The following is a 26410-nucleotide window of genomic DNA, read 5'->3' as shown; positions in this document are numbered from 1 at the left end:
GGATTTATATTGTTTCCAGCCCTTCAGCGGCCAGTTGGCGCAATACCTCGCGCATGCCATCGGGCTCACTGATTAGCCGGCCGATGTGTTGCACGTATTCCGCCTCAGCCCGCAGGTCGCGCTTGAGTTGGCGGAGTTCCAGCTCCTGCTTTTTGCCGGAGCCCGTAATAAAGCCGTCGGGGCCGTATTTCAGCTCGTTCATTTCCTGCTTCAGCTGCGTTTGTTGCTGGAGCAGGGCGCGGGTGTAGCGGGCCAGCACGTCGTCGGTTTCCGAGTCGGCCGGGCCGGATTCGGCCAGCAGCTGCAGCAGGGTATACAGGTCGTCGGCCTCGTAGGCTTCGGTGATGCGCTGCATCTGGGCCGTGCGGGCGGCTTGCTTTGCGGGGTCGCGTTCCAGGTCGGGGTGGTGCGTGCGGGCCAGCTGGCGGTAGATGGTTTTGGTGTTGGATTCGAGCTGCTTCTGGTCGGCCTGCGCGGCTTGCTCGGCGGCTTCCTGCTGGCGCTGGGCTTTGGTTTTGCGGCGCGCCTTGGCCGCTTGGGCAGCCTGCGCGTGCGGCGGCAGAGTAGGGTCGGGGATGAACTCGGCCTCGGCTTTTGGGGTGGGCTTCTCGGTTGATGTGGTTTCGGAAGCGGCTTCGTTCCGGTTTCTGGGCGGTGCGTACTTGCGAATGATTTCGCCCTCATCTTCCCCAAAACGTTTCTCCAGCGAGCGGGCATTTCCCAGAATCAGGCCCAAAATCTGCTGTTCCTCCAAGCGGCTGAAGTAGCTCAGCAACAGGGCTTCTTCCAACGCGGGGTACAGGGCGTGGCGGGCCCCCACCACGGCTCCGGCGGCCGGTCCTACCTGCTGCCAGTAGCGCCGCCGCGCTTCGGCCTGCTCGGTGCGCAAGTCGCGCAGCCGCTCCCGCAGATTTTCTACGTCCAGAATGGCCTGCCGGAAGGCCTGCTGCGCGGGCGTGCCTGTGGGCAGCTCGTTGGTGCGAACCGGAACGGTAATGCGGTCGAGGTGCGCAGAATCGGCTTTTTTCATTTAATGGCAAAGGTAGGAACGCGCCATGGCGCATTCGATTGCAGCGTATTCGTCTGGCGTTGGAAACGGGTTATGCTACCGCAAGTCGGCAACGATTGAACGCGCCATGGCGCGTTCCTACGGCCACAATTCAAACGCCACCCGAAACGTGTTGCAGTGCGCATCCACAATGTCGGCCAGCCGCTCGGAGTAGCCGCCGCCCATGCTCACGGCTACCGGCAGTCCCCGCGTTCGGCACATTCCCAGCACCAGCTCATCGCGCTGCCGGCAGCCGGTGGGCGTAAGGGCCAGCTTGCCCAGCTTGTCGGTTGCCAGTACATCCACTCCCGCCTGGTAAAAGATGAAATCGGGCCGCACCTGCGCCATCAGCGGCTCCAGCGTGGCCGCCAGCTGCGCCAGATAGTCGGCATCGCCGGTACCCAGCGCCAGCGGCATATCCAGGTCCGATTGCTCTTTGCGCAGCGGATAATTGGCCCCGGCGTGCATCGAAAACGTGAACACGCGCGGCTCGTTCCGGAAAATGCTGGCCGTGCCGTCGCCTTGGTGCACGTCCAAATCCACAATCAGAACCTGCCGGGCCAGCCTGTGCGCCAGCAGGTGCGCGGCGGCAATGGCCTGGTCGTTGAGCACGCAAAAGCCCTCGCCCCGGTCGGCAAAAGCGTGGTGGGTGCCGCCGGCCAGGTTCAGCCCGATGCCGTCGCGCAGGGCCCGCAAAGCCGATTGCAGGGTGCCGGCGCTGCTGCTCAGCGAGCGGCGCACCAGCTGCGGGCTTTGCGGCAGGCCCAGGTTGCGCACCTCGCGGGCCGAAAGCTGCAAGTCGCGCACCTTGTGCCAGTAGCCGGCCGTGTGTACGCGCAACACGTCTTCCTCGGCGCAGAGCCCGGGCTCGTAAAAATCCTCCGGCGCCGCAATGCCCTGCCACAGCAGCTGCTCCCGAATCAGGGCATACTTGGCGATGGGGAAGCGGTGGCCGGCGGGCAGGTCGAGGGTGTAATGGTCGGAAGTGGCGAGGCAAGGCATACGCCGCAGGTACTGCGAATGAGTGGGTGGGGTTTTTGCGCGGTTGTAAGTAGCGCAATATGGCAGCACTAGAACGTCATGCAGAGCGCAGCGAAGCATCTTTACCGCAATACTAAATTTGTTGATTGGATTACTGCAGCAGTAAAGATGCTTCGCTACGCTCTGCATGACGTTTCAATTGATTTAAACGAAGTCCTTTTCATGATTTAATTCGTGTTCAAAAAAATATTTATCCATTGTTTTAAAAATAATTTGCGCAATTAAAATTAATCCTCAACCTTTGTCTTACTAAAAGCAAACAACCATGTACCGCCACATAACCCTCATCAGTAATTCGGATAAGAAGCAGCCAGAACGGCTGTTCCTGCTCGGTACGTTTGCCTGATTTCAGCCCCCGCTGAAGTTTGACACCGCCCGGGCCCATCAGCTCGGGTTTTTTGTTTTTAGCCGGTTATCAACCGCTTACCTCATTCAATCCATGCACAACATCCGCCCCAGTTACCTGCCCAAACAGTACCAGTTCCGGCCCGATGGTGGCTTGCTGGATTGGCACGGTCGCGCTTTTCTTCCTGGTTGGAGTCGTCGATAACCTCGGCGTAAGCTTCCGCGAAATAGAAAAGCCCGGCCCGCAAAAGCCGGGCTTTTTCGTGTTATTAATTGTCAAATAAAAACGCATTTTTATTTGAACGGGAAAAGTATGTCTAATTCAAATTGAATTAAAAATGACTACTGGTTCGAATAATTATTGCGCACCAATTTGCTAATTAATTTCAATTTTTCACCCTTCTAATTCCCCTTTTTTAGCCATGCGCTTCTTAGCTCCTCCGCCCATTTATCGGCCCCTTGCTGCGGGCCAGCCGCTCCAGCCAGCGGCCCATTGGTTGCGCCCGGCGCGCACCCTGAAACGGCTGAAATCGGGCCGCCCGTTGCGGGCACCCACTTCTCCTTATCGAAAACCTAGCTAGGCACTGTCTGCGGGCAGGCCCTCGCTTTATGGCAAATCGTAACAAACCCCTTTCGGCAGAAGCTTACTGCTGCCAGCAGGCCGGTGCCGCCCTCGCGCGGCACATCGACTGGCGCAATTGGCCCCAGTCTAAGCAAGTAGAATACCTGTTTTCCTTCGGCTCGCCCCATGCGCTTTACGAGGCATTGGGCGTCGATTCGCCTCTGGCGCAGCTCTATGCGGCGTGCCTGGCGGGCCGCTGCGGCATCTTTTCGCTGACCGTAGACGGCACCCGTGGCCTGACCATCGAAGTCAACGCCCACCGCACCGTGGTGCAGGTCCGCGGCCGCTACAACCGCTGGATGACGCCGCAGGAGCACGCCTGGATAATTCAGTGGCTCAGCCAGTCCCGCCTGGTGCTGTCGAAGCACGTCGGGGTTGAGTGGGAGTAGTCGCCTGACGCCGGAACCTCACCCCCGGCCTCTCTCCCGCGGAGAGGGGAGCCTGACGTTTGCATAAGACTGTATGCGATTGCGCCGCCGTGGCTCCCCTCTCCGCGGGAGAGGGGGCCGGGGGTGAGGTTCCGCCAGTCGCGCCAATAAACCAGTAAAATCATTAATAACCAGCACTATGCGCTTCAATTTCTTCTCCCGAAACACCGCTCCCACGGTAAACCACGAAGGCGCACCCGCCTTCACGCTCACGCCCCAGGTGGAGCTGTACGCCGCCGTGGCCACCGCCGCGCTCAGCGACCAGTTCTACGAAAAAGCCGACACGCGCTTGCAGCGTTTGCGGGACTTGGTGGCGAAGAACGAGCCGCGGTTTGTGGCGCAACTGGCGGTGTATGCCCGCGAAAGCCTGAATTTGCGCTCGGTGCCGCTGGTGCTGTGCGTGGAGCTGGCCCGCCTGCACCGCGGCGACAACCTCGTGAGCCGCCTGGTGGCCCGCGTGGTGCAACGTCCCGATGAAATCACGGAGTTGCTGGCCTTCTACGCCCAGGCCAACGCCCGGAGCGGGACCAAAATCCTCAACCGCCTCTCCAAGCAGCTGCAAAAAGGCCTGGCCCTCAGCTTCAACCGGTTCGACGGCTACCAGCTGGCCAAGTACGACCGCGACGGCGCTGTGCGCCTGCGCGATGCCCTCTTCCTGGTGCACCCCAATGCGAAAGACGAGGCCCAGCAAGCCCTCTTCAACCAGCTGGTGCGCGGCGAATTGCCCACGCCCTACACCTGGGAAACCGAGCTATCGGCGGTAGGGCAGGGCACCTACGCCACCGAGGCGGACCGGCAAACGGCCGTCCGCGCCACCTGGGAAACGCTCATTGGCAGCGGCAAGCTGGGCTACATGGCCTTGCTCCGCAACCTGCGCAACATCCTTGAAGCCAACGTTTCGGCCGCGACGATGGAGCGGGTGTGCGACACCCTGGCCGACCGGTTTGCGGTGGCGCGCAGCAAGCAGCTGCCGTTCCGCTTCCTGGCCGCCTACCGCGAGGTGAAAGCCTTGCAGAGCGGCCACGTGGCCGGCGTGCTGGCGGCCCTGGAAACGGCCATTGCGCACAGCGCCGTGAACCTGCGCGGTTTCGGGCACGACACCCGCGTGGTGCTGGCCTGCGACGTGTCGGGCTCGATGCAGCAACCCATTTCGGCCCGTAGCAAAGTGCTGCTCTACGACGTGGGCCTGGTGCTGAGCATGTTGCTCCAGAGCCGCTGCCAGAACGTAGTTACCGGCATGTTCGGCAACATCTGGAAGCGCATCAGCCTGCCCCGCGGCCCAGTGCTGCGCAATGTGGACGAGCTCTACCAGCGCGAAGGCGAGGTAGGCTATTCCACCAACGGCCACCTGGTAGTGCAGGAGCTGTTGCTGCGCCGTGAGGTGGTAGACAAGGTGCTGCTATTCACCGACTGCCAGCTCTGGAACAGCGCCAACGGCGGAGGCGTATTCAGCCAAATCTGGGCCGATTACCGCCGCACCGTGGCCCCTAACGCCCGCCTCTACCTCTTCGACCTGGCCGGGCACGGCACCGCCCCGCTGGAGTTGCGCCCCGAAACGGGCGTGGCCCTCATCGCCGGCTGGTCCGACAAGGTGTTCGACGTGCTGAGCGCGCTCGATAACGGCGGCTCGGCCCTGACGGAAATCGAGAAAATAGAGCTGTAATCAGCGTCTGTCATAATTGTAACCGTCTGTCATCCTGAGCGCAGCGAAGGACCTTGTCACGATTGGACTACTGCAAACCGTTCTTCGGTGATAAGGTCCTTCGCTGCGCTCAGGATGGCAGACGGTTACGATGACAAATGGAATAAATTAGAAAACCCGGCCGGGCAATAAAGCGGAACCCCCGGCCGCGCGGTGCAAGGTGGCGTAGGCATGGCCTACTTCGCGGGTGCTTGGTGGCCGCTTCAGCGGCAAGGGTTCGACTCCCTTCATCAAACGTGGCCTGCCGCTCATTCCCCTTGCTTACCGCGCTTTCAAAATAAAACAGACATGACTTACGTTTAAAAATTGCTGACATGAGGAAGACGGCTGCCCACTCGGGGCAGTCGCCGACCGGGACGGGGCCCCCAACTGGGTGGCACGTCCCACCTCGGCCAGCTCCGCCTGGTTCGGGTGCCTTAGGCGGGCGCTACTTCGCTTGGTGAAAGAATGGCCCTTCGGGACCTTTCTCGGGTTTGATTCCCCCTCCGCAGCTTCGGTTGCGGTTGACACGCCCGCCGCTTGTTGCCCTGAATTTTTCGGGAGGTATGTTAAACAATCCGTTTCCAGATGGGTGCCGTAGCCGGGCCGTTCTTCGCTCCAAATGAGGGGTGGTCGCGGGTTCGACTCCCGAAGTGCCGCCGCGAGGCGGCGCGAATGCGCATCGGTAGGGCCGCCCCAACTGGCCCGGCGCCTGTTGCCCCAGCCGGAAACAAAAGCTTGCATTGGGTGCCGTAGGCGAGTGTTCCTTCGTTTATGTTGTTCCGATTGGAATCGGGGGTTCGAATCCCTCCTTCAGCTGGCAACGGCTGAAGTGGCTGAGTGGTCGAAAGCGCAATACCGTTCTAGTCACTCGCCGCTTTTTGCCCCAATGCATTGATTTCAATTCCTGTCCGGGCGCCGTAGTCCGGCCATGCTTCGCGCTTTTAACGCCCAGGTCGCGGGTTTGAACCCCGCCGGAAATAGCCATGAGGCCGTTTTCGTAGCTCAGTGGTAGAGCAGGACTAGCAGGCCGGGCGCTTGTTGCCCCGGCGGAATTTGAAATTGCGGTAGAGACGCGACACTTGCGTCTCATCGTCTGGAAATCGTCCGGCGATTCGTTCAACGATGAGACGCAAAATATTGCGTCTCTATACGCCACACGGCCGGATGCCGTAGGCTTGCGTTCTTCGACCTGTTAAGTCGCCTTTTGGCCCAATGCAAGCCGCCTGTTGCTCCGGCTTTTTCTGAATAAAACGCGCCGGTGCCGTAGCACCGCCCTACTTCGCTAGGGGCGATGGGGTCGCCGGTTCGAGGCCGGCCCGTGGGCTTTGGCTCGCGGTCGCTCAGTCGGTTAGAGCACATCATTGGGCGTTGCGTCTGTTGCCCGGCCCGTTTTATTTCTTTTTCATCATCAACGAATGAGGCCCAACTAAGCGCCTCACCCTCGTGCAACGACCATTCCCATGGCCAATTCACTACGCGGCAACGACCTCCGAAACCTTGGTTTCCCCGAAGGCCGTGCCATTGGGCTCGCGCTGGCGCAATTGCAGCGCAAGCATCTCAAAAAACTCTCCCAAACCGACCAGCTGGCTTTGCTAGGTCAACTTCTGAATAATCCCAACAACTACCTCACCCACCTCGACTGGAGCCACACGGCCGCCGCCTTGCTGCCCCCGCCCAACCGCCACATTGCCCTGGTGGAGCGCAAGGACTACGCCGTGTTCGGGGCCGAGCACATCGACCCCAGCGCCATCCACCAGATGGAAACGGCCATGAAACTGCCCGTGACCGTGGCCGGCGCGCTCATGCCCGACGCCCACCATGGCTACGGCCTGCCCATCGGCGGCGTGCTCGCCACGGATAACGCGGTGATTCCCTACGCCGTGGGCGTCGACATCGGCTGCCGCATGGCCCTGTCGGTGTTCGACCTGCCGCCCAAATACCTCGCCCAGCGCACTCAGGAGCTGCGCAGCCTGCTGCTCGAAAACACCCGCTTCGGCAGCGGCCGGGGCTGGGAGCGGGGCCAGCGCCTCGACCACGCCGTGCTTGACCGGCCCGAGTTCCGGGAAATTCCCTTCCTGAAAAATAAGCTCGATAAAGCTGCTGAGCAAGTCGGGACTTCCGGCTCCGGCAACCACTTTGTGGAGTTCGGCATCGTCGAAATCACGGAGGCGGAAAACGAGCTGGGCGTGCCCGTGGGCCAGTACCTGGGCGTGCTCTCGCACTCTGGCTCGCGGGGCCTGGGCGCCGGCATTGCCGAGCGCTACACCAAGCTCGCCAAGGACGTGTGCCAGCTTCCCGGCGAAGCCCAGCACCTCGCCTGGCTCGGCCTCGACACCGAAGCCGGCCAGGAATACTGGGCCGCCATGACGCTGGCCGGCGACTACGCCTCGGCCTGCCACGAGCAGATTCACCGCCGCCTGGCCCGCGCCCTCGGCGAAAAGCCCCTGGCGAAAGTGGAAAACCACCACAACTTCGCCTGGAAAGAACGGCTGGCCGACGGCCGCGAGGTCATCACCCACCGCAAGGGCGCCACGCCGGCCGGCGCGGGTGTGCTCGGCATCATCCCCGGCTCGATGACGGCCCCTGGCTTCATTGTGCGCGGCCGGGGCGTGGCCGAGTCGTTGGCATCGGCCTCGCACGGGGCGGGGCGGCTGATGTCGCGCACCCGCGCCAAGGCCGAGTTGGGCGAAGGCCAGGTGCGCAAGTACCTTGCCGAGCACGGCATCGAACTCATCGGCGGCGGATTGGACGAAGCACCCCAGGCCTATAAGGACATTCGTGCCGTAATGGCCAGCCAGCGCGAGTTGGTGGATGTGCTAGGCTCGTTCACCCCGAAAATTGTGCGGATGGACGGGGCATAAAATTATGGGCTTTACAATCCAACCACCCGGCATTCAGCGTATTTACAGCGTGTCTCCACAGGGGACAGTTGTTTTCATAGCTCGGAAAGCCTCTCGCTTCTGGCGGGAGGTTTTTTTAAGTAAAAAGGTATTCTGAAGGAAAAACAAAAAGGCCCCAATTGTCTAATTGGGGCCTTTTTGTTAGTTGCCGGTAGCGGCAGAGACGCACTTATTGCACCACAAGGCGCTTGGCTACCAGACCAGTTGCAGTCTGGGCTTGCACCGAGTAGATGCCGGGAGCCAAACCAGCCAAGGGCAGGTCCAGCGTTTCTACTGCACCGGCAGCCAGCGTGCGGGTGAGCACCGTGCGTCCCACGTTGTCGACGATTGCCACGGTGGTGGCTTGCGTGCCGCGTAGTGCCACGGGCAGCAGCAGCGTAGCGGTGCCATGGGCCGGGTTGGGGTACACGCTGGCCAGCTTAGCCAAAGCGGCCGGGGCAGTAGCCAGCACGCGGGCCTGGGTGGTGAAGAGCAGGGCGTAGCGGCCGCTGGGCGGGCCAGAAGCCGCCATCGTCAGGCTCAGCGAGGGCGTGGTGGCCAGGTCGGTGTAGGTGCCGGTGAGGGCGTCGCGCAGGTAGGCGTGGTAGTTGGCGGGGAGGTTCGTGAGGTTGTCCACGCTCAGGGTGTAGGTTCCGGCAGCGGCAGTGGCTACTTCCAACGGCACCAATACATCGGTCGCGGTCAGAAGCGGCAGGCCATTGATGGACAACGGCTCGGCGGCCGGTGTTTCGGTGGCCAGCAGCAGGCCATTGGGGGCCGGCAGGGTGTGGGCATCGAAGGCTGCATCGAAGGCTGCAGTGGCCCCGGCTTCAAAATAGACTACGGCTTGGGTGCGAACACTGGCATTGCCCAGGGCAATGGTGAGCTGAGTGCGGGTATCGCGGGCGCCGCGCTGGAAGGGCGTGGGGTCGAAGGTCGTGATGCGGTCTACGTTATCGAAGGTAATGCTGCCGGTCTGGCCAGGCGCCGTGCGCACCAGGAAGCCCTGCCCCAGCGGCAAAATATTGGTGCCCGTATTGGTGCTTTGGCCGTTCACGAAGCTGGTGTAGGTGCCCGAGTACTGGCCGCTGCTTTTGAACACATACAGGGCATTCTCGATGCCGGGGGCGCGGTTGTTGCTGAGAATCGACGACCAGTTGAGCGGCGACGGGTAGGGGTTGCCCCGCAGATGGTAGCCGCTCATGGTTTGGCTGCCGCGCAGCAGGCTGCCCGTCGGAAGGGTCAGGTTGTTGAGGGTGCCCACAAAGTCCACGTTGGCCGAGGCGGTGATGTTCACGGTATAGCCCAGGGTAGGCACCAGTACATCGCCCGTGGTGTTGGGGGAGCGCCAGCCCTTGTCAAAGTCGGCGTTGGCAGCGCCGGTACTGACGTTGACGAAGGATTGGTCGTAGCTATACACAGTGGGGAAGAGCGTCACGCTGTTGCCCTGCGTGTTATACAGCGGATTTACTACGGGCGTGAAGCCGGTCGTCGTCAGGTCGGCCACGGTGGTGCTTTGCACCGGCGAGCTGTAGTGCCGGTAGCCCAGGCCGCCGTTCAGATTGGGCGTGATGTAGCGCTGCACTGTGGCAGTGCCATTCACCACGCCGCCAATGCCGATTGTGCCGGTATTATCAACCAACGCCGTGCCTGCAGAAGAAGAAAGCAACGTGAGCGTCTGACCGCCGGTGTTCAGGTTGCCCGCCTGCAGGCGCAGTACCTGCTTCACGCCCACAGCCTGGCTAAGGGTCACGTTGCCCGTGTTGAGGACACCCAGGTTCAGGACCTGGCTGGGCAGGCCCGAGCCCGTTACTTGCGGCGTATTGGTGTTGTTATTGTACAAATAGCTGGCATCGGGGCTGAAGCTGCGGCCTCCCGTTACCTGCACGGCGCCGCTCAAGGCCGTGCCCGCTACAATGCCGGCCGGGTCGCAGATGGCGATGGCAGCGCCGGCCTGCAACTCAAAGCTGCCGCTGCCGGTGATAGACTGACAGTTTTGCAGCAGCACGCCGCCGGGCTGTACCACCAGCGCGCCCGAGTAGGAAAGGGAGCCCGTCAGGTTGGCAATGCCACTGCTGGAGGTGCCGCCCACGGTATTGGGCCCCAAGATGGTGACGTTGCGGTATGTCCCGGTCACGTTCTGCGTGGTGCTTACCACCAAGTCCACGGGCGCGGCTGCCGTGCCCTGGCCGTTTAAGGTAATAACGTAGGGGTTGTTGGCCTGGCTGTTGTTGGCAATGCTTACCGAGCCCGTATTGAGCCCAATTGCAGTAGGCGTAAAGGTGAGGTCAAAGGTGGCGGTGCTGTTGGCTGGCACGTTGGTAGGCGCGGTGCCACTCACGGCAAACGGCCCGGTTACGGTGAAGGCACCCAGTGTCAGGGCATCCGTGGCGCTGGCGTTGGTGATGGTGAAGGTGAGCGTGGAGCTGCTGCCTTGGGTGGTAGTGGCAAAGCCCGAGAAGGTGCTGCCGTTTGCAACCGGCGTACCGGCCTGGCTCACCGCAATCAAAGGATTGACGGGACTCTGACCGCTGAGGTTAATGACGTAGGGGTTGTTGGTCTGGCTGTTGTTGGCAATGCTCACCGTGCCCGTCCGCGTGCCGCCCGCCGTGGGCGTAAACGTGAGGTTGAACGTAGCGCTGGCGCCCGGAGCCACCGTGGTAGGGGCCGCGCCGCTCAAGGCAAAGTCGCCCGTGGTGGTAATGCCGCCAATGGTCAGCGCATCCGTGGTGCTGCTGTTGGTGATGGTAAACGTCACCGGCGAAGAAGTACTGCCCTGGGCCGTGGTGGGAAAGCCGCTATACGTGCTGCCATTGGCATAGGTAGTAGCGCCCTGGCTTACGCTGATGAGCGGATTGGGGGCAACTCCCACACCGCTGAGGTTGATGACGTACGGCGTGTTGCCAGGGCTGTTGTTGGCGATGCTCACCGTACCGGTGCGGGTGCCAGCCACCGTGGGCGTAAACGTGAGGTCGAACGTAGCCGAGCCACCGGGAGCCACCGTGGTGGGTGCCGTGCCGCTCAGAGCAAATTCGCCCGTGGTGCTGATGCCTGAAATCGTCAGCGGGTCGGTTGTGCTGGCATTGGAAATGGTGAACGTAACCGGGGCCGACGTGCTGCCCACCTGGGTATTGGGGAAGCCGGAATAGGTAGCCCCGTTGGCTAAGGTAAGAATGCCTTGCCGCACCGAAATAAGCGGATTGGGCATGGGCACCGCAATGTCGTAGATGTTGAAGGGAGTGAGGTTCCGCGCCGGAATTACGTTCGTCCGGTTAGTCACGGTGCCATCGGTCAGGTTCAGAATTTGCAGGTTGCTGGCCGCTGCACCATAATTGGGGTTCGGTATAGTGGTGCCAAAAACAGTCACTGTCGGCCGCAAGTCCGGGTCCGACACTTCTATCAAATACGCTACATCCGCACCGGAAATATGGGAAATATCTATATCCAGGCCCTGTGCTACAGAAAAATTGACGAAGCTAGGCGGGTTGGTAATGGGGGCAATGCTGTTGAGGGTGCCGGCATTGGGCGGATTCTGCCCCACCAGTATGGCGCCATTGACTTCGTCAATGTCGTACAGTTGCGTGGTGGTAGCGCCAATGTAGGCATTGGTGTAGGCCACGGTGCCAATGCCTGGCGTTATGCCCGCGCGGGTATCGGTAGCTGCATACGCCACGTCTGTATCGATGCTTGCGATGGCTCCGGTCGCTGGATTTAAACGGTAATTCTTGCCTGATAAGCCCACTACCCGAATCAAATCCTCAACCGGGTTAAAGTCAAATCCGATATGCGTAATGTTTGTGCCTAGTATCAAAGATTGGGCTGTTCCTACCGGGGTCAGGACCCCGGTGGTTGGTGCCAGTGTGTAGAGCTGCGCCGAGCCCGGCAGCGTGGCATTGCTAGGTGGAGTATAGCCCAGGGCATACAGCAGGCCATTGCTGGTCCGGTAATCGGACCCGATAATGCTTTGGCGCGGAGTCGCCGTAGTAGGAGTGGTGTACCCAGTTATCGGGGTGGCCAGCGTTGCCGGGCTACCAAAAGTGCTCGGAACAGTGCTAATTCTAAAAATGCCTTGCGTGCCGGCTTCATAGGTGACACCGGTTGGGAGGAACGGGTTGCCTTCCGACGCATCAATGGTACGGCTCAACGTACCTATGCCGTAAAGAAACTGTTGGGCCCGTACTCCAACTATGTTGCCAAGCAGGAGGGCGGCCAAGAGCAATGGCCGAAGCAGGCGACCTGGTGCTAACGGGGGCTGTAGGGGTGTAGACATACCATCTAAAAAAATGAGGTTTATTAAATAAGTCCCTGAACTAAAGCAGGAAGAAGAAAGTGCCCGGAGTTGGAATGTAGCAGATACGATAATCCAATCGATTTCGGATGAAAAATAGGGTCACTAATGCCGATAAACTAAGGCAAGTATGCATTGGTGCAGCCAAAAAGCTTAATTGTGAAATAGCATTTGCTGCTGAACGTAAGCCTTTTACTCAAGCTACCACCCGCACCACATCGCCCAGCCGGATGATGCCGCCCTGCGCGATATGCGCCGTGAGGCCGCCGTGGCCGCGCATGGCGTTGTAGCCGCCGGGCCCCAGCTCCTCCTCCATGCGCGAGCAGGGGTGGCATTCGCCGGTAATGTCGAGCACCACCTCCTCGCCAATCTGAATCTGACGGTTTTTCAGGGCCAGCAGGTTCAGGCCGCTCACCACCAGGTTGCGGCGCAGGCGGCCGGGCGCCACGGGGCCTTCCAGCCCCAGAAAGCCGGCCACCGCCGCCAGGTGCTCGTGCTGAACGAGCGTGATTTGCCGCTTGCCGCCGGCTTTGGGGCGGGCGTGGTCGCCGAGCAGGTGCGAATCCGTTTTCAATTCGGCTTCCGGCACGGCCAGTAGCGGCGCGCGGCGCACGGGCCGCTGCCCAATCCATTCCAAACGGCCGCGCTGGGGCAGGGTGGCAAGCAACCGGGCCACCGTCGATTTATCATCGCCAAAGAAAGGGAAAGCCATAATTTTTAACTGGTAGCGTGGGTGGGCAAGCAAAGGGTTTTTTCAGGAATAGGGCAGTTCCCAGGTGACGTGGCCGATGGCCGGGGCAGGCTGGGTTTTGCACCTCTGCGCCCTACAGTTCGTCCAGGGTGCCAAATCCGGGCCGAATCTCGGGGTGCCGAATCTGGCCTCCGAGGTAGCCGGCGCGGGCCACAACCCAAAGCTGAGCAGGGCAGTGCCTAGCGCCAGTATCGCAAGCAGCCGGGCGCGGGGAGAAGCATGCTTCAGCAGCATCAGGGCCAGCAGGGCCAGGACGGCCGCGCCCTCCAAAGCCCACAATCCTTGTTCGGCGGCCGTTGAGTGGTCGGCTATCAGGGCCCGGCCCACGCGGGGCAGGTCCTGCGCGATTTTGGCGGCTCCTTCTCCTGTAAGCTGGGCGGGCAAGCCCAGCAGGCCCGCCACCAGAACGGCACCCAGTCCCGCTCGGGTAAGCACGTCGTTTTTTTGCAACAGCCCAATGCCCAGCAGTACGAGTGCAAACAAGCTGCCCAGGATGGGCGCGTGGTTCACAATGAGGTGAATATGAGCTTGGTTCATTGTGAAAACAGTGGCAGGACAAGTCCCGGTACAGAACAGGCTGCAAAGCTACACTGCCCCGGCGGGCAGGAAGTAAAAAGCAAGGCCTCAAGCGGTGAAGTAAATGAACTGCCATTGCGCTAAAATCGTTGTTTCGGTGTCCTTGTCACGCTGAGCAGGCTGCTTTTATCCGGCGGTGCCGCAATGTAGAAAGGAGCGTTTCGTTGTTTGCCAAAGCCACCCCATTGGCCGGGTTAGAAACGGAGAAGGAAGGCGGGCAGGCGCGGTTTTTTTAAGTAGTGTGTTTGGTTGAGTTGCCCCATATCTGGCATCGTGCTTGCCTTGCTTTCAGGGAAGCAGTATCCATCCTTTGTCCTTCTGCTATGAGTTTCCTCCCTCGTTTTGTTAGCCGCCTGGCCGCGCCGCTCCTGCTGGCGCTGCCCCTGCTTATTGCCGCGCCGGTTTCGGCCCAAACGGCGCCGGCTCCTACCGACGTTATCCACGAGATTACCGATGCCGTGGGCCTCAAAGCCCGCTTCGAGCTTCGGGCCACCCGCGAGGTCGATAACGCGGCGGCCGTGGTGTACGACGGCAAGCGCTTCCTGCTCTACAACCCCGACTTTCTGAATGCCGTGAACCGCGCCGGCCACACCGACTGGGCCGGTATCAGCATTCTGGCCCACGAAATGGGCCACCACCTCAACGGGCACACGCTGCGTGGCGGCGGCTCGCAGCCCGCCGACGAGCTGGAGGCCGACGAGTTTTCGGGGTTCGTGCTGCGCAAGCTGGGGGCCAGCCTGGCCCAGGCCCAGGCAGCCATGGCTTCCGTGTCCGATGACCAGGGGTCGGCCACACACCCAGGGCGTACGCCCCGCCTTGCCGCCATCAGCCAAGGGTGGCAGCGGGCCAACGACCAGATTGTGGCCAGCATTCACGCGGCTGCGCCCTCCAATGCTCCGGCTGTTGTGGCTGCTGCCCCGGTGCGGCCTACGGGCGTGGCCGCTGTGCGTCGCGCCCCCGTTGTTCCACCCGTCGATACCGATACCTCCGGCGAGCTGGTGGCCATCAGTCAGAACACCGGTGATGCTGTGCGGCTGGTGGGCCAGTTCACGTTTCGCAACGACCCCAATCAACGCTATTACCTCACCAACGCCCTGAAAGTGGTGCGGGTCGATGCCGACGACACCGCCGAAGTAGTGGGCCGGGTCACGCGCACTACCAGCGAAAAATTCCCGTACATTCTTACCGATGGGCAGCAGCGGCAGTTGTTCATTACCCCGCGCGGCGATGTGTACGACAAAACCGGCCAGCGCGTAGCCAAATTGCATGACCCTTCGTAGGGATTTAAAGTTAGGTAAAAGGAGTAGTTGGCTTGAAAGGCAAGCCGCATGCATGCCGCGGTTTATCCGCGCAGTAGAGGTGCTTCGACTCCGCTCAGCAGGACCGCCTTTTACGGTACGGTTGCTTATGCGTGACCTTCAATCACTGGCCTACCAAGCTGGGCATGAAGGCCGATTTCTGGCCAACCAATTCGTTGGGAGCAGGACTGATACTGGTAGCCGGCGTGTGCCGTATAGGGCGGGCTACCGACGGATGGGTTGCCGTACGGCCCAGTACCAAAAGCACAAGCAAGACTCCCAGCCACAGCCAATAGCTGGCCGTGTTGGAGTCAGGCATGGGTGGTCCAGCCGACTGATTTTCAGGTAAATCCATTGTATAGGTTGTTTCGTTAGAAAATATGTTCGTTGGTGGCGGGTGGGCGCCAAATAAATAATTGTTAAGCCCGTAGGCTGGCCTCGCTTACAGAATGCGGTGCACGACTTGGCTCAAGTGTGTCACCCAACGCCGCCACCCGAGCCCTCGCTCCGGCTGGCGGTGGGTTGGCTTCCGATACAGCATTTTCTCATTGACTTCCTCTTGCTTCGCCGTTTTGGCCGGGTGAGCCGTTGCGTGCTCTGGAGCCACAGAAGCGGCTTTAGCAGGCGCTTCTTTCGGAAGCGCAGAAGCTGCGGTGCTCAGTTCTGGCGCGGGAAGGTTATTATTTTCACGGTTGCTATCAGCTGCAAGCGGCGCGGGAGCAAGAGCTGTCAACCGGGCCGTTGGCTGGGTGGCTGAGTCTGGCAATACCCTAGCTACTTGTTCAGCTTGTATAGGCTTCGAAGGCCGAGCCGGCTTCACCGGGTTAGAGGCGGCCTGCTTGGGGAGCTGCACAGATAAATGGCTGGCGGCGTTCCGGCCGGCCGTTTTCGAAGCTAATCGGTGAACAGGCGCGCAGGCCACGGTAGAGGCCGCACCAACATGCGCGGCCCAGCTAGGCGCGGCGTGCTGGGGAGCCACCCAAGTGGTGGCGTGCACAGCCGGAGCCGCCGCCGGAGCGACGGGTGGCGCGGCCGGACGCGGCAACAGCCACCCCACGGCGACTCCCACGCCCAGCGCCGCCGTGAGTGGCAACACCAGCCGGTAGGAAAGTCCCGTTCGGGGCGCCGGCAGGGCTGCGATGCGCTCTTCTACCTGGTCCCACACGTGCATGTGCCCGGCGGGCGGCAGGTGGTAGTCGCGGAAAGCATCGCGCAGCGACTGGTCCAGCAAATGTTCTTCGGGGTCGGTGCTCATAGTCGGATAAAGTCGTTTTGGCGTTTGTAGAGATAGGTAAGCTGTTTGCGGGCTTTGCTGAGCTGGGCTTTGGAAGTGCTTTCCTGAATGCCCAGCAACTCGGCAATTTCACTGTGCGAGTAGCCGTCCACGGCATAAAGCAGAAGCACCACGCGGCAGCCGTGCGGCAGCTGTTCAATCAGTTTGAGCACTTCCGTCACTTTCAGGCCTTCGAGTGCGGTGCCATCAACAGCCATCGACGCCGGAGGCTCGTCGAGGGGAGGGGCTTCGCTGGCGTGGCGCAGCTGCCCGCTACGCCAGTGGCTGATGGCCGTGGTGACGACGATGCGCCGAATCCATCCCTCCAAGGTGCCCCCGGCCCGGTAGTCGCCCAAATGGGCAAATACCTTCACAAAAGCATCCTGCAAAATGTCTTCTGCCTCCGGCACCGTGTAGGCGTAGCGCCGGGCAATGCCGAGCATGCGCCCCGCGTAGCGCAGGTACAGCGCCCGCTGGGCCGCTGGTTCGCGGCGCAGACAACGGGCAAGCAGGGCGTCGAGGTCGGTGGTGGCTGGCATAGAAAGGAACAGCGCCCGGGACTTGGGCATCCTCGATAGTACAAGACGCAGCCGCAAAAGCAAAAGCTTCTGAGGGGCAGAATATTTATGGTAAGGCGCTGGTAATATAGTTAAAATAATATGTAGTGTCCAGTTGCCTTTCAAGAAGGGGGTTCCTGGCTTCCTCACGTAAGTTTTCTGCCATCTGCCATCTGCCGTCGCTTTGGCCTTTTGGCCGGAAGCTGAACGATGCAACTCTGCTCAAGCGCGTGCTGTTAGAAAAGACCTCCTGTACGGCCAGCCAACTTCCCGGCTGCATTCCTTTCACCTCTTCCTGCTCCAGTGCCCGAATTACCCGAAGTCGAAACCTACCGCCGTTTTATTGACGAGTTGGCCGTGGGCCAAACCATTGCTGCCGTGCAGGTAAACGATGCCCATGTGCTGGCCACGCCCGAAGACCAGTTGCGCGCCGGCCTGCTGGGCCGCACCATCACGGGCACCAGCCGCCTGGGCAAAAACTGCTTTCTGGAGCTGGACAACGGCCGGGTGCTGGTGCTGCATTTCGGCATGACCGGCGATGTAGGCGCCTACCGCGACGCGCCCGACGCGCCCCGCTTCACCCGCGTGGCCTTGCACCTACAGGGTTCCGGTCTGCGTCTGGCGTTCATCGACCCCCGCAAGTTTGGCCGCATTCGTTTGGCCGAAAGCGCTGCCGCCCATAAGCAAGCCAAGAAAATTGGCCCCGATGCCCTGCAAATAACCGCCGCCGAGCTGCACCAGAAACTCAGCCGCCGCAAGACTTTGCTGAAACCGCTGTTGCTCGACCAGGGCATCACCGCCGGCCTGGGCAACTGGATTGTGGACGAGGTGCTGTTTCAGGCCAAAATTCATCCCGAGCGGCTGGGCTCTTCGCTCACCGAGCAGGAAAGCGGTGCCCTGCACAGCGCCGTGCAAACGGTGCTCAACACTGCCATTAGCCAAGAGGCTAACTACCGGCATTTTCCGGCCTCCTTTCTCATCCATGCCCGCGAATGGGACACGCCGGCTATGCCCGGCAGCACCGATGCGCATACTTTTTGTCCGCGCCACGCCAAGGTGAAAATTGAGAAGTATTACGTTGGCGGCCGGGCTACTTATATCTGTCCGAAATGCCAGCCAACACCCGTTTCAGCAGCCAGTTAGGTTGCTGGAGCGCATGCTGGGAATCCGGGACAGGGGCGGGGCTGAAACCAGCAGGATAAGCGGGTTTGAAACCCGGATTTAGTCGGATAAAAGAGGCAAACCGTCGAAAAAAGGGCCTGTGAAGCAATATTTCCCGTGTTGTCGGGGTTATTGCCCCGAAGGCGCCTTGCTGCAGAGGGGCGCTGCTAGCTGGAGAAATTACTTTTCACACTAACTGTACCTGTTATGCTCCGCAATTTTTTAGCGTTAGTTGGCCTGCTGAGTTTATTGACCACCGCCAGCGCATTTGCTTCGCCGTTTGACTCTTTCCGCGACCCCAACCGCAAAATATTGCCGGGGCACCATCACCCGATTTATCGGCGTTATGGGCATCACGGCATCTTTCACAACGGCTTTTTAGGCATTCACAACAGCCGCCAGACCAAGGTGTCGGGCAGTTCGGTTGGCAAGAAGCACCGGGGCACCCTGTAGGTCCGGGCGCCGGCCTGGCCGCGCCTGAGGGTAGGCGGTGCGCAGCGCTGCGTCCACCGCTTACCGTTCAGGCGCGGCTTCGCTTATACTTCGTTGTTTTTCACGGCGGCCTTCCGGTTGAGCACGGTGAGCGGCGAGCGGGTCAGGTCCGATTCGCTTTCGAAGCCGGTGCGCCGCACGTTGGCGGCGGGGCTTTCGCCGGTGGCGGGCAAGGCCCGGTTCATCCAGCTCAAAATGTCGGTGGTAGTGCCGGGCAGCAGGCCGTGGAAAGCGGCTAGGAACTTGGCCGGGAGGGAAAGAATGATTTCGCCATCGCCGCGGCGGCAGGCGTTCCAGATTTGGCGGGCCGCCTGCTCGGCACTGAGCGTGAAGCCGGGCAGCGAGTCGGCGATGCTGAACCAGGCAAATTCCTTTTCGTGCTGGCCCTTCACCATGGCGTGGTCGGCGCTGCCGGTGCGTAGCAGGCCGGGGCACACCGTGGTCACCGATACGCCGTGCTGCCGCAGCTCGGCCCGGAAGCCTTCGGACAAACCTACCAGGGCAAATTTGCTGGCGCTGTAGGGGGCCATGTGCGGCAGCGCCACTTTGCCACCCAGCGAAGAAATGTTGACAATGCGGCCCACGCCCCGTCGGCGCATGCTGGGCAGCACGGCCTGCATGGCGTGCAGCGGCGCCCAGAAATGCACGGCCATGGAATCTTCAAAATCGCGGGCGTCCATGTTGTCGAGCGGACCGGCGGTGATGATGCCGGCGTTGTTGATAAGCACATCGACGGGCCCCAGCCGGTTCTCCACTTCGGCCACCATGGTGCGCACTTCCGTTTCGTTGGTGATGTCGCGCGCCAGAGTAAGCACGTCGGACTCGGCGGCCCCGGCCATCAGCAAATCCTGACGGGCACGGGCCAACTCGGCTTCATCGCGGGCACAAATGGCGACGCGGGCGCCCTCGGCCACGGCCTGGCGGGCCAGCACCAGCCCAAGCCCGCGCGAGCCGCCGGTGATGAGCACCACGCGCTGGTTGAGGTCGTAGGAGCCGCGACGGTTGCCCCAGAGGGTAGCGGCCAGGGCTGCGGCGCCGAGGCCGGCGGCCAGTAGCCAGTTTTTGTTGGTGCGTTTGTCGTGCTTCATGAGGGATTGTATGCCAAAACCGGCCGAAAGGTTGCACGGATGCGGGAGGCTGCCTGAATTTTCGAATGGCCTTGGCACGGAACGTGAATGAGACGAGGGATAGGACGAAGCGGGAAGGGTTTTTCTCCGATATTTACTCTTCCGTTAAGCCACCTCTTTTCTGTGTTCGCAATGCCTCTCCACCCCCTTCCGATGAAACCGTTGCTGCTCTCGGCGCTGCTGGCGCTGACTGCCACGCCCGTTCTGCTGGCGCAGGCTCCCGCCAAGGCCACTGTCAAAACCAAAGTAAAGGCGGCGGGCCAGCCCAGCGTCAAAACCAAAACCACCCAGCCCGCGCCCTTTGCCGAGGAGCCTGCGCCGCTGCCCAATGCCGCGATGGTGGATGCCAAAACCAATGCCCTCACGGCCAACATGCAAAAAAACCTGGGCCTGACCCCGCAGCAAACCGAAAAAGTACGAGTCATCAACCGCCGGGGCGTGGAAATGGTGGAATCTGGCCGGCTGCGCTACAAGGCAGACCCGCGCAAGCTGGCGGGCATTATTGAGAATGCCGGCCGCTCGCGCCTCGAAGCCCTGAAGGAAGTGCTCAACCCCGCGCAGTTTGACAAATACCAGCGCAAACGCGAGGAAAAAATGGGCGTGCCCAACGCGCAAGGCATCCAGGGCAATGCGGCCCCCGGCCTGGGTGGCGGCGGTGCTGGCGACCAATAAGCGGAGACCCCATGTTCAGCTGGGCATAGGCCTAGCAGGGGGCTGAAGCCCGGCGCCCGGCTACGTTGGGGAGGCGTTTTGGTGCGCTGGCTGTATCGGAAAGGGCTGTTGCCGCGTATTGCGGCCATGCCGAAACCCGCTCCGTCCGCACCTGTTCCCAACCGCTTCGTTGCGCTCTTGGCCCGTGCCGGGCTCGATTGGTTTCTGCTGGCGCTCATGGGCGTGGTGGCGCTGGCCTATTGGCAGCCGGGCCTGGGCAGCAAGGCCAGCCCTGTGCCCTGGAAGACCATAACGACCGTTGGGGTCGCGTTGGTCTTCTTTTTTTATGGCCTGAAACTGAGCTTTACCCAACTACACGCGGGCCTGCGCAACTGGCGGCTGCACCTGTTGGTGCAGCTGGCTACGTTTGCGCTATTTCCGGCCCTGGCGCTGTTGGTGAGGCCGTTTTTTGAGGGCGAGGGTGGCGTGTTGCTTTGGCAGAGCATCTTTTTTCTGTGCGCGCTGCCCAGCACGGTTTCCACCTCGGTGGTGATGGTGAGCATTGCTGGCGGCAACCTGCCGGCTGCCATTTTCAACGCCAGCATTTCCAGCCTGCTGGGCATTGCCCTCACGCCTTTGCTCACCAGCCTGGTGCTGCACACGGGCACCGGCGGCGGCCAGCTGTGGAACCTGGCCGTGCAACTGCTGTGGCAGGTGGTGCTGCCGGTGGGAGCGGGGATACTGCTCAATTCCCGCTTCAACGCTTTTGCCGAGCGCCATAAAGCCGGGCTGCGTTATTTCGACCAGATAACCATTCTGCTCATCGTATTTACGGCTTTTTGCGACTCCTTCGCCGAAGGCATTTTCAGTCGCTTTCTACCAGCTGATATCGCGAAGCTGGGCGCGGGCATGGTGGCGCTCTACCTATTGGTGTTTGCCTTGGTGTGGGGCCTGAGCCGGGCATTGCGGTTTTCGCGGGCCGACCAGATTGTGGCCGTGTTCTGCGGCTCGAAGAAGTCGTTGGTACACGGCAGCGTCATGGCCAGTTTGCTGTTTCCGGCCAGCGCCGCTACCGGGCTTTTATTGCTGCCCCTCATGCTCTACCACGCGCTGCAGATTATCCTGGCCAGCAGCATGGCGCAGTACATAGGCCGGCAGACGGAGCAAGAGCCGGCAGTAGCTGTTTAGCGGGAGCCGAGCCATTATGTCCGCAGAACGCCACGGCAGAACGTCAAAGAAGAACGTCATGCAGAGCGCAGCGAAGCATCTCGCGTGCCGAAGTAATATAATCGATTGAATTACTATCACACGCAAGATGCTTCGCTGCGCTCTGCATGACGTTCTTAATGCTACGTTTCTTTTTCTAGGTACGCCAAGCCCACCCTACGCCCCCAGCTTCTCCTTGAAAAACGCCAGCGTCAGGGCCCAGGCTTCTTTGGCGGCTTCGGGGTGGTAGCTGGGGCGGGCGTCGCAGTGGAAGCCGTGGTCGGCGTAGGAAATAACGGTGTTGATGTAGGGCTTTTGGGCAGCTTCCACGGCATCAATTACTTCGCCGATTTGCGCTTTGCTGATGTGGGTGTCCAGGCCGCCCCAGAAGAACAGGTGCGGCGCGTGCAGGTCCTTGGCGCGGTCCTTCAGCAGGTGGGTGCCGCCGCCGTAGTAGGAAACGGCCGCCGCCAGCGGCAACACCGCGTTGGCTAAAAACGATACCCGGCCGCCCAGGCAGAACCCGATGCTGCCAATTTTATCGGTCATCACCAGCGGCTGGGCTGTCAGCCACGCATGCGCGGCCTGCAGGTCGGCGGAGAGGCCCTCCACGGTAACGCCGTAGAGGTGCGGCGCGGCGCTGGCGAAGTCGGAATACGCAAATTCCTGCCCCGGTACGGCAGTGCGGTGGAAAAGCTCGGGCGCCACCACGGCGTAGCCGGCCGCCGCCAGCCGGTCGGCCACGCTGCGGATGTGCGGGTTTACGCCAAAGGCTTCCTGTAGCAGAATGATGCCCGGCACCGGACCAGTACTGTCGGGGAAGGCGGTGTAGGCGTGCATTTCGGTGCCGTCGGCCACGGGCAGGACGGTGCTATTCTGGTCACTCATTGATTCGGTGAGAAGTTGGGAAGGTTCGGTGCGTAACAGCCCAGCCGCAAATTGTTCATTGCTGCCCCCCGTATACTAACGGCCAGCTCATCCGAAAAAAGCCTTCTCGAACCGGATGGCCTTGCCGGTGGTTTGGCAGTTCTATCCCTAGCTATTGCTTATGAAAACTCCTTCTGATATCCGCCTCAACGTGCTCGACCAGTCGCCCATCCGGCCGGGCGCTACCGCCCGCCAGGCCCTGCTCGAAACCGTGGAGCTGGCCCGCCTGGCCGACCGCCTGGGCTACACCCGCTTCTGGGTGAGCGAGCACCACAACACCAACACCCTGGCCGGCTCGACGCCGGAGGTGCTCATTGCCCACCTCGGCAACCACACGCAGCACATTCGCCTGGGCTCCGGCGGCATCATGCTGCCCCACTATTCGGCCCTGAAAGTGGCCGAAAACTTTCGGATGCTCGAAAGCCTGTTTCCCGGCCGCATCGACCTGGGCATGGGCCGCGCCCCCGGGGCCGACCGCCTCACCGCCCACGCCCTCAATCCGCACAACACCTTCAGCGAGCAGGATTTTGTGGAGCAGCTCATGGACCTGCAAGCCTACTTGCGCGATGAAAAGGTGCCCGATACCATCCACGAGCGAGTGATGGCCATTCCGCAGGCGCCCGCCGCGCCGGAACTCTGGATACTGAGCTCCAGCGGCCAGAGCGGGCTGTTTGCCGCGCACCTGGGCATGGCGTTTTCCTTTGCCCAATTCATCAACGGCAACGGCGGCCCGGCGGCCGTGCGCACCTACCGCGAGCGGTTTCGGCCCAGCCAGGAGCTGCGCGCGCCGATGGCCAACGTGGCCGTGTTCACGCTGTGCGCCGATACCGAGGAGAAAGCCCAGGAGCTGCGCAAAGCCATGGATTGGCAGTTAATCCGGTTCAACAAGGGCGAGTTCCGCACCTTCCCCACGGCCGAGGAAGTGCACAGCCACCAGTTTACGGCCGAAGACCAGGTTCAGCTGCTGCACCACCGCAACCGCATTGTGAGCGGCACGCCCGAGCAGGTACACGCCCAACTCACCAAAATGGCCGCCGATTACGGAGTTGACGAGGTGACCGCCGTCACCATTACCGCCGATTTTCAGGACCGCCTCCGTTCTTACGAGCTGCTGGCCGAAGTCTTCGCCCTGACGCCCGCGCCGACCTTGCAGAAAGAGGCCGTACTGGCCTAGAAAGTCGGTTCCCCCGGTCCGACGCCCTAGGCGTCCGACCGGTTGTTTGTTGACAGTCAATTGGGAGTCGTGCTTTCGACGACCGGTCGGACGCCTAGGGCGTCGGACCGGCAAGCGACACACTGCCTAAATAGCGTCGCTATTTGCTGCAAAAAAGCCTGGCCTTTGTGCTAGGCTTTTTTCTTTTCTAATCAATCAGTTAAGCACCAAGTGGGAAAAACCACAATGGTAATTCTGAAGGAAAGCTGCTTTTGATTCTTGAATTGTTTGGAATGATTCTAAATAGACCGCACCTTTGTGTCATATTTTGAATCTGTCTAAATAAGCTATGCGCTCAGCTCTTCTTTCTTTCTTTGTTGTTGGCAGCTTACTGCCCTTGGTTAGTGCCGCTCAATCCAACGACCCGCACCGCCACCACGAAAAGCGCCACAACCTGATGGGCGAAGTAGTGGGCCGCATCGAACTGGCTGATGGGCAGGCGGCTGAGCAGGTTTCTATTCGGGTAAAGGGCACGTCGCTGGGCGTGAATTCGGCCGCCGATGGCACTTTCCGCATCCAAGCGCCGGCTGGTTGGCAGGTGCTCACGGTGAGCTGCCTGGGCTGCACGCCGCAGGAAGTGACCGTGGAAGTGAAGCCCGGCCAACGGGTGGAAGCGCAGCCCGTGCGGCTGGCCGCGGGCGAGCAGCAGCTGCGCGAAGTGACTGTGACCGGCGCCAAAAGCCTGAACCAGCGCACCACCAGCATCGGCAAAATGCCCATCGCGCCACTCGACAACCCGCAAAGCACCGTCACCATCGAGCGGGCGGTGCTGGAGCAGCAGCAGGCCCTGCGCCTGAGCGACGTGCTGGCCAACGTGGCCGGCGTGTACGTGATGGGCACCACCGGCGGCACGCAGGAGGAAATTGCCAGCCGCGGCTTTGCCTACACCAGTGCCAACACCTTCAAAAATGGGGTGCGTTTCAACAACGGCATCATTCCGGAAGTAAGCTCGTTGGAGCGCATGGAAGTACTGAAGGGCAGCGCCGCCATTCTGTACGGCAACGTGGCCGCCGGCGGCGTGCTGAACCTGGTGACCAAAAAGCCGCAGTTTGAGCGGGGCGGCTCGGTAGGCCTGCGGGTGGGCAGCTTTGGCTTCGTGAAGCCGCAGTTTGACGTGTACGGCGCCGTGGGGCAGAGCAACAACGTTGCTTTCCGCCTGAATGGCACCTACGAGCGCGGCGACAGCTACCGCGACGGCGTAACCAGCAACCGCGTGTATGTCAACCCGTCGGTGCTGTTTCGCCTCACGCCCAGGACAGAGCTGCTGCTTGAAGGCGACTACCTGCGCGACAACCGCACGCCCGACTACGGCATCGGCGCCATCGACTACCAGATTCAGGATTCGCGCAGCCGCTTTCTGAACGTGGCCGATGCCCGCAACGCCACCAACCAGAGCAGCGCCACGGCCACGCTCACTTCGCACCTCAACTCGACTTGGCAGGTGCGGGCGGTGGGCTCGTTTCAGCGCTACGACAACGACCTGCGCAGTGCCGCCCGTCCCAGCACCATCATCAGCACGCCCGGCGCTACGTATGGCAACTGGACGCGCGGCCTGCTCCGCACCGAAACGGCCGAAAACTACTTCCTGGGCCAATTGGACCTGACGGGCACCTTCCGCACGGGTTTTGTAGGCCACACGCTGCTGCTGGGCGCCGACGCCGACCAGTACGATAGCAACGTGGTGGCCTATACTAACCCGGCCTCGCCCACCAAGCCCACCACGGCCGTTACTGCCTACGACATCATCAACGTGCTGGACCCCAGCAAAGTAATTGCCCAGCCCACGGAGCGGCTGGCGGGCTTCAACAGCTTGGTGCGCAACTCGCTGACCAAGGGCAACACCCGCCGCGCCGGCTTCTACGCCCAGGATTTGCTCAGCCTGTCCGATAAGGTGAAGGTGCTGGCCGGCCTGCGCTGGAGCTACCAGGAAACGCCCAGCGACGTGTTCAACTACAACACCATTGCCAACGTGACCGCCAAAACGGCCAACACCTACGTGGAAGCCCGGCGCTACGACCAGGCGTTTTCGCCGCGCCTGGGGCTGGTGTACCAACCCATCAAGACGACCTCGCTGTTTGCCTCGTACGCCAACTCCTTCACGCCGAACACCGGGCTCGATTTGCAGGGCAATTCCCTGGCTCCGTCGCTCATCGACCAGTACGAGGTGGGCATTAAAAACGAGTTATTCAACGGGGCGCTGTCGGCCAACGTCACGGCCTACCGCATCGTGAACAGCAACCAGGCGCAGAGCGTGTTGCCCACCGACCCGCGCTTCACCACCGCATCCACCACCAGCCCCATGGAACTGGCCGGACAGGTCACCAGCAAAGGCGTGGAGGTAGACGTGCAGAGCCGCCCCGTGAGCGGCATCTCGTTCATTGCCGGCTATAGCTACAACTACACGGCTTACACCAAAAGCAACATTTACGAAGACGGCAGCCGCCTGCGCTACAACCCGGCCCATACGGCCAACGGCAGCTTGTACTACAGCTTCGGCAACCTGTTCGCCAACAACGGTTTCCTGCGCGGCCTGAATGCCGGTGTGACGGCCTACTACGTGGGCGACCGCCTCGCCGGCCGCAACAGCCGCTCTCTCAACCCCGCCACCGGCAAGCCCTGGGTAGATGCCAATGGCCAGCCCATTGCCGACGCCTTCAAGCTCATTTCCCTGCCCAACTACTTCCTTTTCGATGCCTCGCTGGGCTACTCCTACGAGCGGTTTTCGGTGCGCCTCAAGCTGGCCAACCTGCTCGATGAGTTGAGCTACAACGCGCACGACGACAACAGCATCAACCCCATTGCCCCCCGCAACTTCTCGGCCACGCTGACCTATAAGCTGTAAT

Annotated in this window: 20 protein-coding genes; 10 read left to right on the top strand and 10 right to left on the bottom strand. The window is 61.3% G+C overall.

Annotated elements, in window-relative coordinates; all coding sequences use genetic code 11:
• Positions 1–4: 4 nt before the first annotated feature.
• A complete protein-coding gene (locus tag JKL48_RS07635) occupies positions 5–1030 on the bottom strand; it encodes a J domain-containing protein (protein WP_201980870.1) in 1026 nt (341 codons plus the stop codon).
• 117 nt (positions 1031–1147) lie between these two features.
• On the bottom strand, positions 1148–2050 hold the full coding sequence (locus JKL48_RS07630; RefSeq protein ID WP_201980866.1) for a histone deacetylase family protein: 903 nt from the start codon (positions 2048–2050) through the stop codon (positions 1148–1150).
• Positions 2051–3043: 993 nt separating this feature from the next.
• On the opposite strand from JKL48_RS07630, the gene JKL48_RS07625 reads away from it, so the two are divergent.
• The 3 genes from JKL48_RS07625 (at position 3044) to JKL48_RS07615 (ending at position 8029) form a co-directional block, all read left to right on the top strand.
• A complete protein-coding gene (locus JKL48_RS07625; protein WP_201980864.1) occupies positions 3044–3445 on the top strand; it encodes a hypothetical protein in 402 nt (133 codons plus the stop codon).
• 178 nt (positions 3446–3623) lie between these two features.
• Entirely contained in the window at positions 3624–5147 is a 1524-nt protein-coding gene (locus JKL48_RS07620) for a TROVE domain-containing protein (protein WP_201980863.1), read from the top strand.
• 1481 nt (positions 5148–6628) lie between these two features.
• Entirely contained in the window at positions 6629–8029 is a 1401-nt protein-coding gene (locus tag JKL48_RS07615; protein ID WP_201980861.1) for an RtcB family protein, read from the top strand.
• Between the two features lie 208 nt (positions 8030–8237).
• Here JKL48_RS07615 and JKL48_RS07610 read toward each other — a convergent pair whose 3' ends face one another.
• The 3 genes from JKL48_RS07610 to JKL48_RS07600 form a co-directional block, all read right to left on the bottom strand.
• On the bottom strand, positions 8238–12191 hold the full coding sequence (locus JKL48_RS07610; protein WP_201980859.1) for a DUF4394 domain-containing protein: 3954 nt from the start codon (positions 12189–12191) through the stop codon (positions 8238–8240).
• Between the two features lie 340 nt (positions 12192–12531).
• Positions 12532–13047 carry an MOSC domain-containing protein gene (locus tag JKL48_RS07605; RefSeq protein WP_201980857.1) on the bottom strand — a complete coding sequence of 172 codons (516 nt, stop codon included), beginning with the start codon at positions 13045–13047 and terminating at the stop codon, positions 12532–12534.
• A 42-nt stretch (positions 13048–13089) separates the two neighbouring features.
• Positions 13090–13623 carry a hypothetical protein gene (locus tag JKL48_RS07600; RefSeq protein ID WP_201980854.1) on the bottom strand — a complete coding sequence of 178 codons (534 nt, stop codon included), beginning with the start codon at positions 13621–13623 and terminating at the stop codon, positions 13090–13092.
• Between the two features lie 362 nt (positions 13624–13985).
• On the opposite strand from JKL48_RS07600, the gene JKL48_RS07595 reads away from it, so the two are divergent.
• Positions 13986–14942 carry a M48 family metalloprotease gene (locus JKL48_RS07595; protein ID WP_201980852.1) on the top strand — a complete coding sequence of 319 codons (957 nt, stop codon included), beginning with the start codon at positions 13986–13988 and terminating at the stop codon, positions 14940–14942.
• A 142-nt stretch (positions 14943–15084) separates the two neighbouring features.
• On the opposite strand, the gene JKL48_RS07590 is transcribed toward JKL48_RS07595, so the two are convergent.
• The 3 genes from JKL48_RS07590 to JKL48_RS07580 form a co-directional block, all read right to left on the bottom strand.
• Positions 15085–15279: a hypothetical protein gene (locus JKL48_RS07590; RefSeq protein WP_201980850.1), complete on the bottom strand. Its 195-nt coding sequence runs from the start codon at positions 15277–15279 to the stop codon at positions 15085–15087.
• Between the two features lie 123 nt (positions 15280–15402).
• Positions 15403–16215: a hypothetical protein gene (locus JKL48_RS07585; RefSeq protein ID WP_201980848.1), complete on the bottom strand. Its 813-nt coding sequence runs from the start codon at positions 16213–16215 to the stop codon at positions 15403–15405.
• Positions 16212–16772, bottom strand: a complete 561-nt coding sequence (locus JKL48_RS07580) for an RNA polymerase sigma factor (RefSeq protein ID WP_201980846.1) — start codon at positions 16770–16772, stop codon at positions 16212–16214. The genes JKL48_RS07585 and JKL48_RS07580 overlap by 4 nt, the downstream gene beginning before the upstream one ends.
• 321 nt (positions 16773–17093) lie before the next feature.
• On the opposite strand from JKL48_RS07580, the gene mutM reads away from it, so the two are divergent.
• Positions 17094–17933, top strand: coding sequence for a DNA-formamidopyrimidine glycosylase (mutM, locus tag JKL48_RS07575; RefSeq protein WP_201980843.1), 840 nt, complete (start codon positions 17094–17096; stop codon positions 17931–17933).
• A gap of 225 nt (positions 17934–18158) precedes the next feature.
• Entirely contained in the window at positions 18159–18404 is a 246-nt protein-coding gene (locus JKL48_RS07570) for a hypothetical protein (RefSeq protein ID WP_201980841.1), read from the top strand.
• An 83-nt stretch (positions 18405–18487) separates the two neighbouring features.
• On the opposite strand, the gene JKL48_RS07565 is transcribed toward JKL48_RS07570, so the two are convergent.
• Positions 18488–19531: an SDR family NAD(P)-dependent oxidoreductase gene (locus tag JKL48_RS07565; RefSeq protein WP_201980839.1), complete on the bottom strand. Its 1044-nt coding sequence runs from the start codon at positions 19529–19531 to the stop codon at positions 18488–18490.
• Between the two features lie 192 nt (positions 19532–19723).
• Between JKL48_RS07565 and JKL48_RS07560 the strand changes: the two genes are divergently transcribed.
• Together JKL48_RS07560 and JKL48_RS07555 are read left to right on the top strand one after the other, a co-directional pair.
• Entirely contained in the window at positions 19724–20242 is a 519-nt protein-coding gene (locus tag JKL48_RS07560) for a hypothetical protein (RefSeq protein ID WP_201980836.1), read from the top strand.
• Positions 20243–20368: 126 nt separating this feature from the next.
• Positions 20369–21409: a bile acid:sodium symporter family protein gene (locus JKL48_RS07555; protein WP_201980833.1), complete on the top strand. Its 1041-nt coding sequence runs from the start codon at positions 20369–20371 to the stop codon at positions 21407–21409.
• 195 nt (positions 21410–21604) lie between these two features.
• On the opposite strand, the gene JKL48_RS07550 is transcribed toward JKL48_RS07555, so the two are convergent.
• Positions 21605–22315, bottom strand: coding sequence for a dienelactone hydrolase family protein (locus JKL48_RS07550; protein ID WP_201980830.1), 711 nt, complete (start codon positions 22313–22315; stop codon positions 21605–21607).
• Between the two features lie 160 nt (positions 22316–22475).
• Here JKL48_RS07550 and JKL48_RS07545 point away from each other — a divergent pair, with 160 nt between their 5' ends.
• Both JKL48_RS07545 and JKL48_RS07540 read left to right on the top strand, forming a co-directional pair.
• Positions 22476–23528: an LLM class flavin-dependent oxidoreductase gene (locus JKL48_RS07545; protein WP_201980828.1), complete on the top strand. Its 1053-nt coding sequence runs from the start codon at positions 22476–22478 to the stop codon at positions 23526–23528.
• A 376-nt stretch (positions 23529–23904) separates the two neighbouring features.
• A complete protein-coding gene (locus tag JKL48_RS07540) occupies positions 23905–26409 on the top strand; it encodes a TonB-dependent receptor (RefSeq protein WP_201980825.1) in 2505 nt (834 codons plus the stop codon).
• Position 26410 lies beyond the last annotated feature (1 nt).

Source organism: Hymenobacter rubidus (assembly GCF_016734815.1).
In the GTDB taxonomy this organism is placed as follows: Bacteria; Bacteroidota; Bacteroidia; order Cytophagales; family Hymenobacteraceae; genus Hymenobacter; species Hymenobacter rubidus.
The sequence above is the reverse complement of the archived record's forward strand: the minus strand, read 5'-3'. Positions and strand labels throughout refer to the sequence as shown.

Bases quoted from the DNA above. Each gene is read 5' to 3' on its own strand.
- JKL48_RS07635 (WP_201980870.1), bottom strand. From the start codon at position 1,030: ATGAAAAAAGCCGATTCTGCGCACCTCGACCGCATTACCGTTCCGGTT.
- JKL48_RS07630 (WP_201980866.1), bottom strand. From the start codon at position 2,050: ATGCCTTGCCTCGCCACTTCCGACCATTACACCCTCGACCTGCCCGCC.
- JKL48_RS07625 (WP_201980864.1), top strand. From the start codon at position 3,044: ATGGCAAATCGTAACAAACCCCTTTCGGCAGAAGCTTACTGCTGCCAG.
- JKL48_RS07620 (WP_201980863.1), top strand. From the start codon at position 3,624: ATGCGCTTCAATTTCTTCTCCCGAAACACCGCTCCCACGGTAAACCAC.
- JKL48_RS07615 (WP_201980861.1), top strand. From the start codon at position 6,629: ATGGCCAATTCACTACGCGGCAACGACCTCCGAAACCTTGGTTTCCCC.
- JKL48_RS07605 (WP_201980857.1), bottom strand. From the start codon at position 13,047: ATGGCTTTCCCTTTCTTTGGCGATGATAAATCGACGGTGGCCCGGTTG.
- JKL48_RS07600 (WP_201980854.1), bottom strand. From the start codon at position 13,623: ATGAACCAAGCTCATATTCACCTCATTGTGAACCACGCGCCCATCCTG.
- JKL48_RS07595 (WP_201980852.1), top strand. From the start codon at position 13,986: ATGAGTTTCCTCCCTCGTTTTGTTAGCCGCCTGGCCGCGCCGCTCCTG.
- JKL48_RS07590 (WP_201980850.1), bottom strand. From the start codon at position 15,279: ATGCCTGACTCCAACACGGCCAGCTATTGGCTGTGGCTGGGAGTCTTG.
- JKL48_RS07585 (WP_201980848.1), bottom strand. From the start codon at position 16,215: ATGAGCACCGACCCCGAAGAACATTTGCTGGACCAGTCGCTGCGCGAT.
- JKL48_RS07580 (WP_201980846.1), bottom strand. From the start codon at position 16,772: ATGCCAGCCACCACCGACCTCGACGCCCTGCTTGCCCGTTGTCTGCGC.
- JKL48_RS07570 (WP_201980841.1), top strand. From the start codon at position 18,159: ATGCTCCGCAATTTTTTAGCGTTAGTTGGCCTGCTGAGTTTATTGACC.
- JKL48_RS07565 (WP_201980839.1), bottom strand. From the start codon at position 19,531: ATGAAGCACGACAAACGCACCAACAAAAACTGGCTACTGGCCGCCGGC.
- JKL48_RS07560 (WP_201980836.1), top strand. From the start codon at position 19,724: ATGAAACCGTTGCTGCTCTCGGCGCTGCTGGCGCTGACTGCCACGCCC.
- JKL48_RS07555 (WP_201980833.1), top strand. From the start codon at position 20,369: ATGCCGAAACCCGCTCCGTCCGCACCTGTTCCCAACCGCTTCGTTGCG.
- JKL48_RS07550 (WP_201980830.1), bottom strand. From the start codon at position 22,315: ATGAGTGACCAGAATAGCACCGTCCTGCCCGTGGCCGACGGCACCGAA.
- JKL48_RS07545 (WP_201980828.1), top strand. From the start codon at position 22,476: ATGAAAACTCCTTCTGATATCCGCCTCAACGTGCTCGACCAGTCGCCC.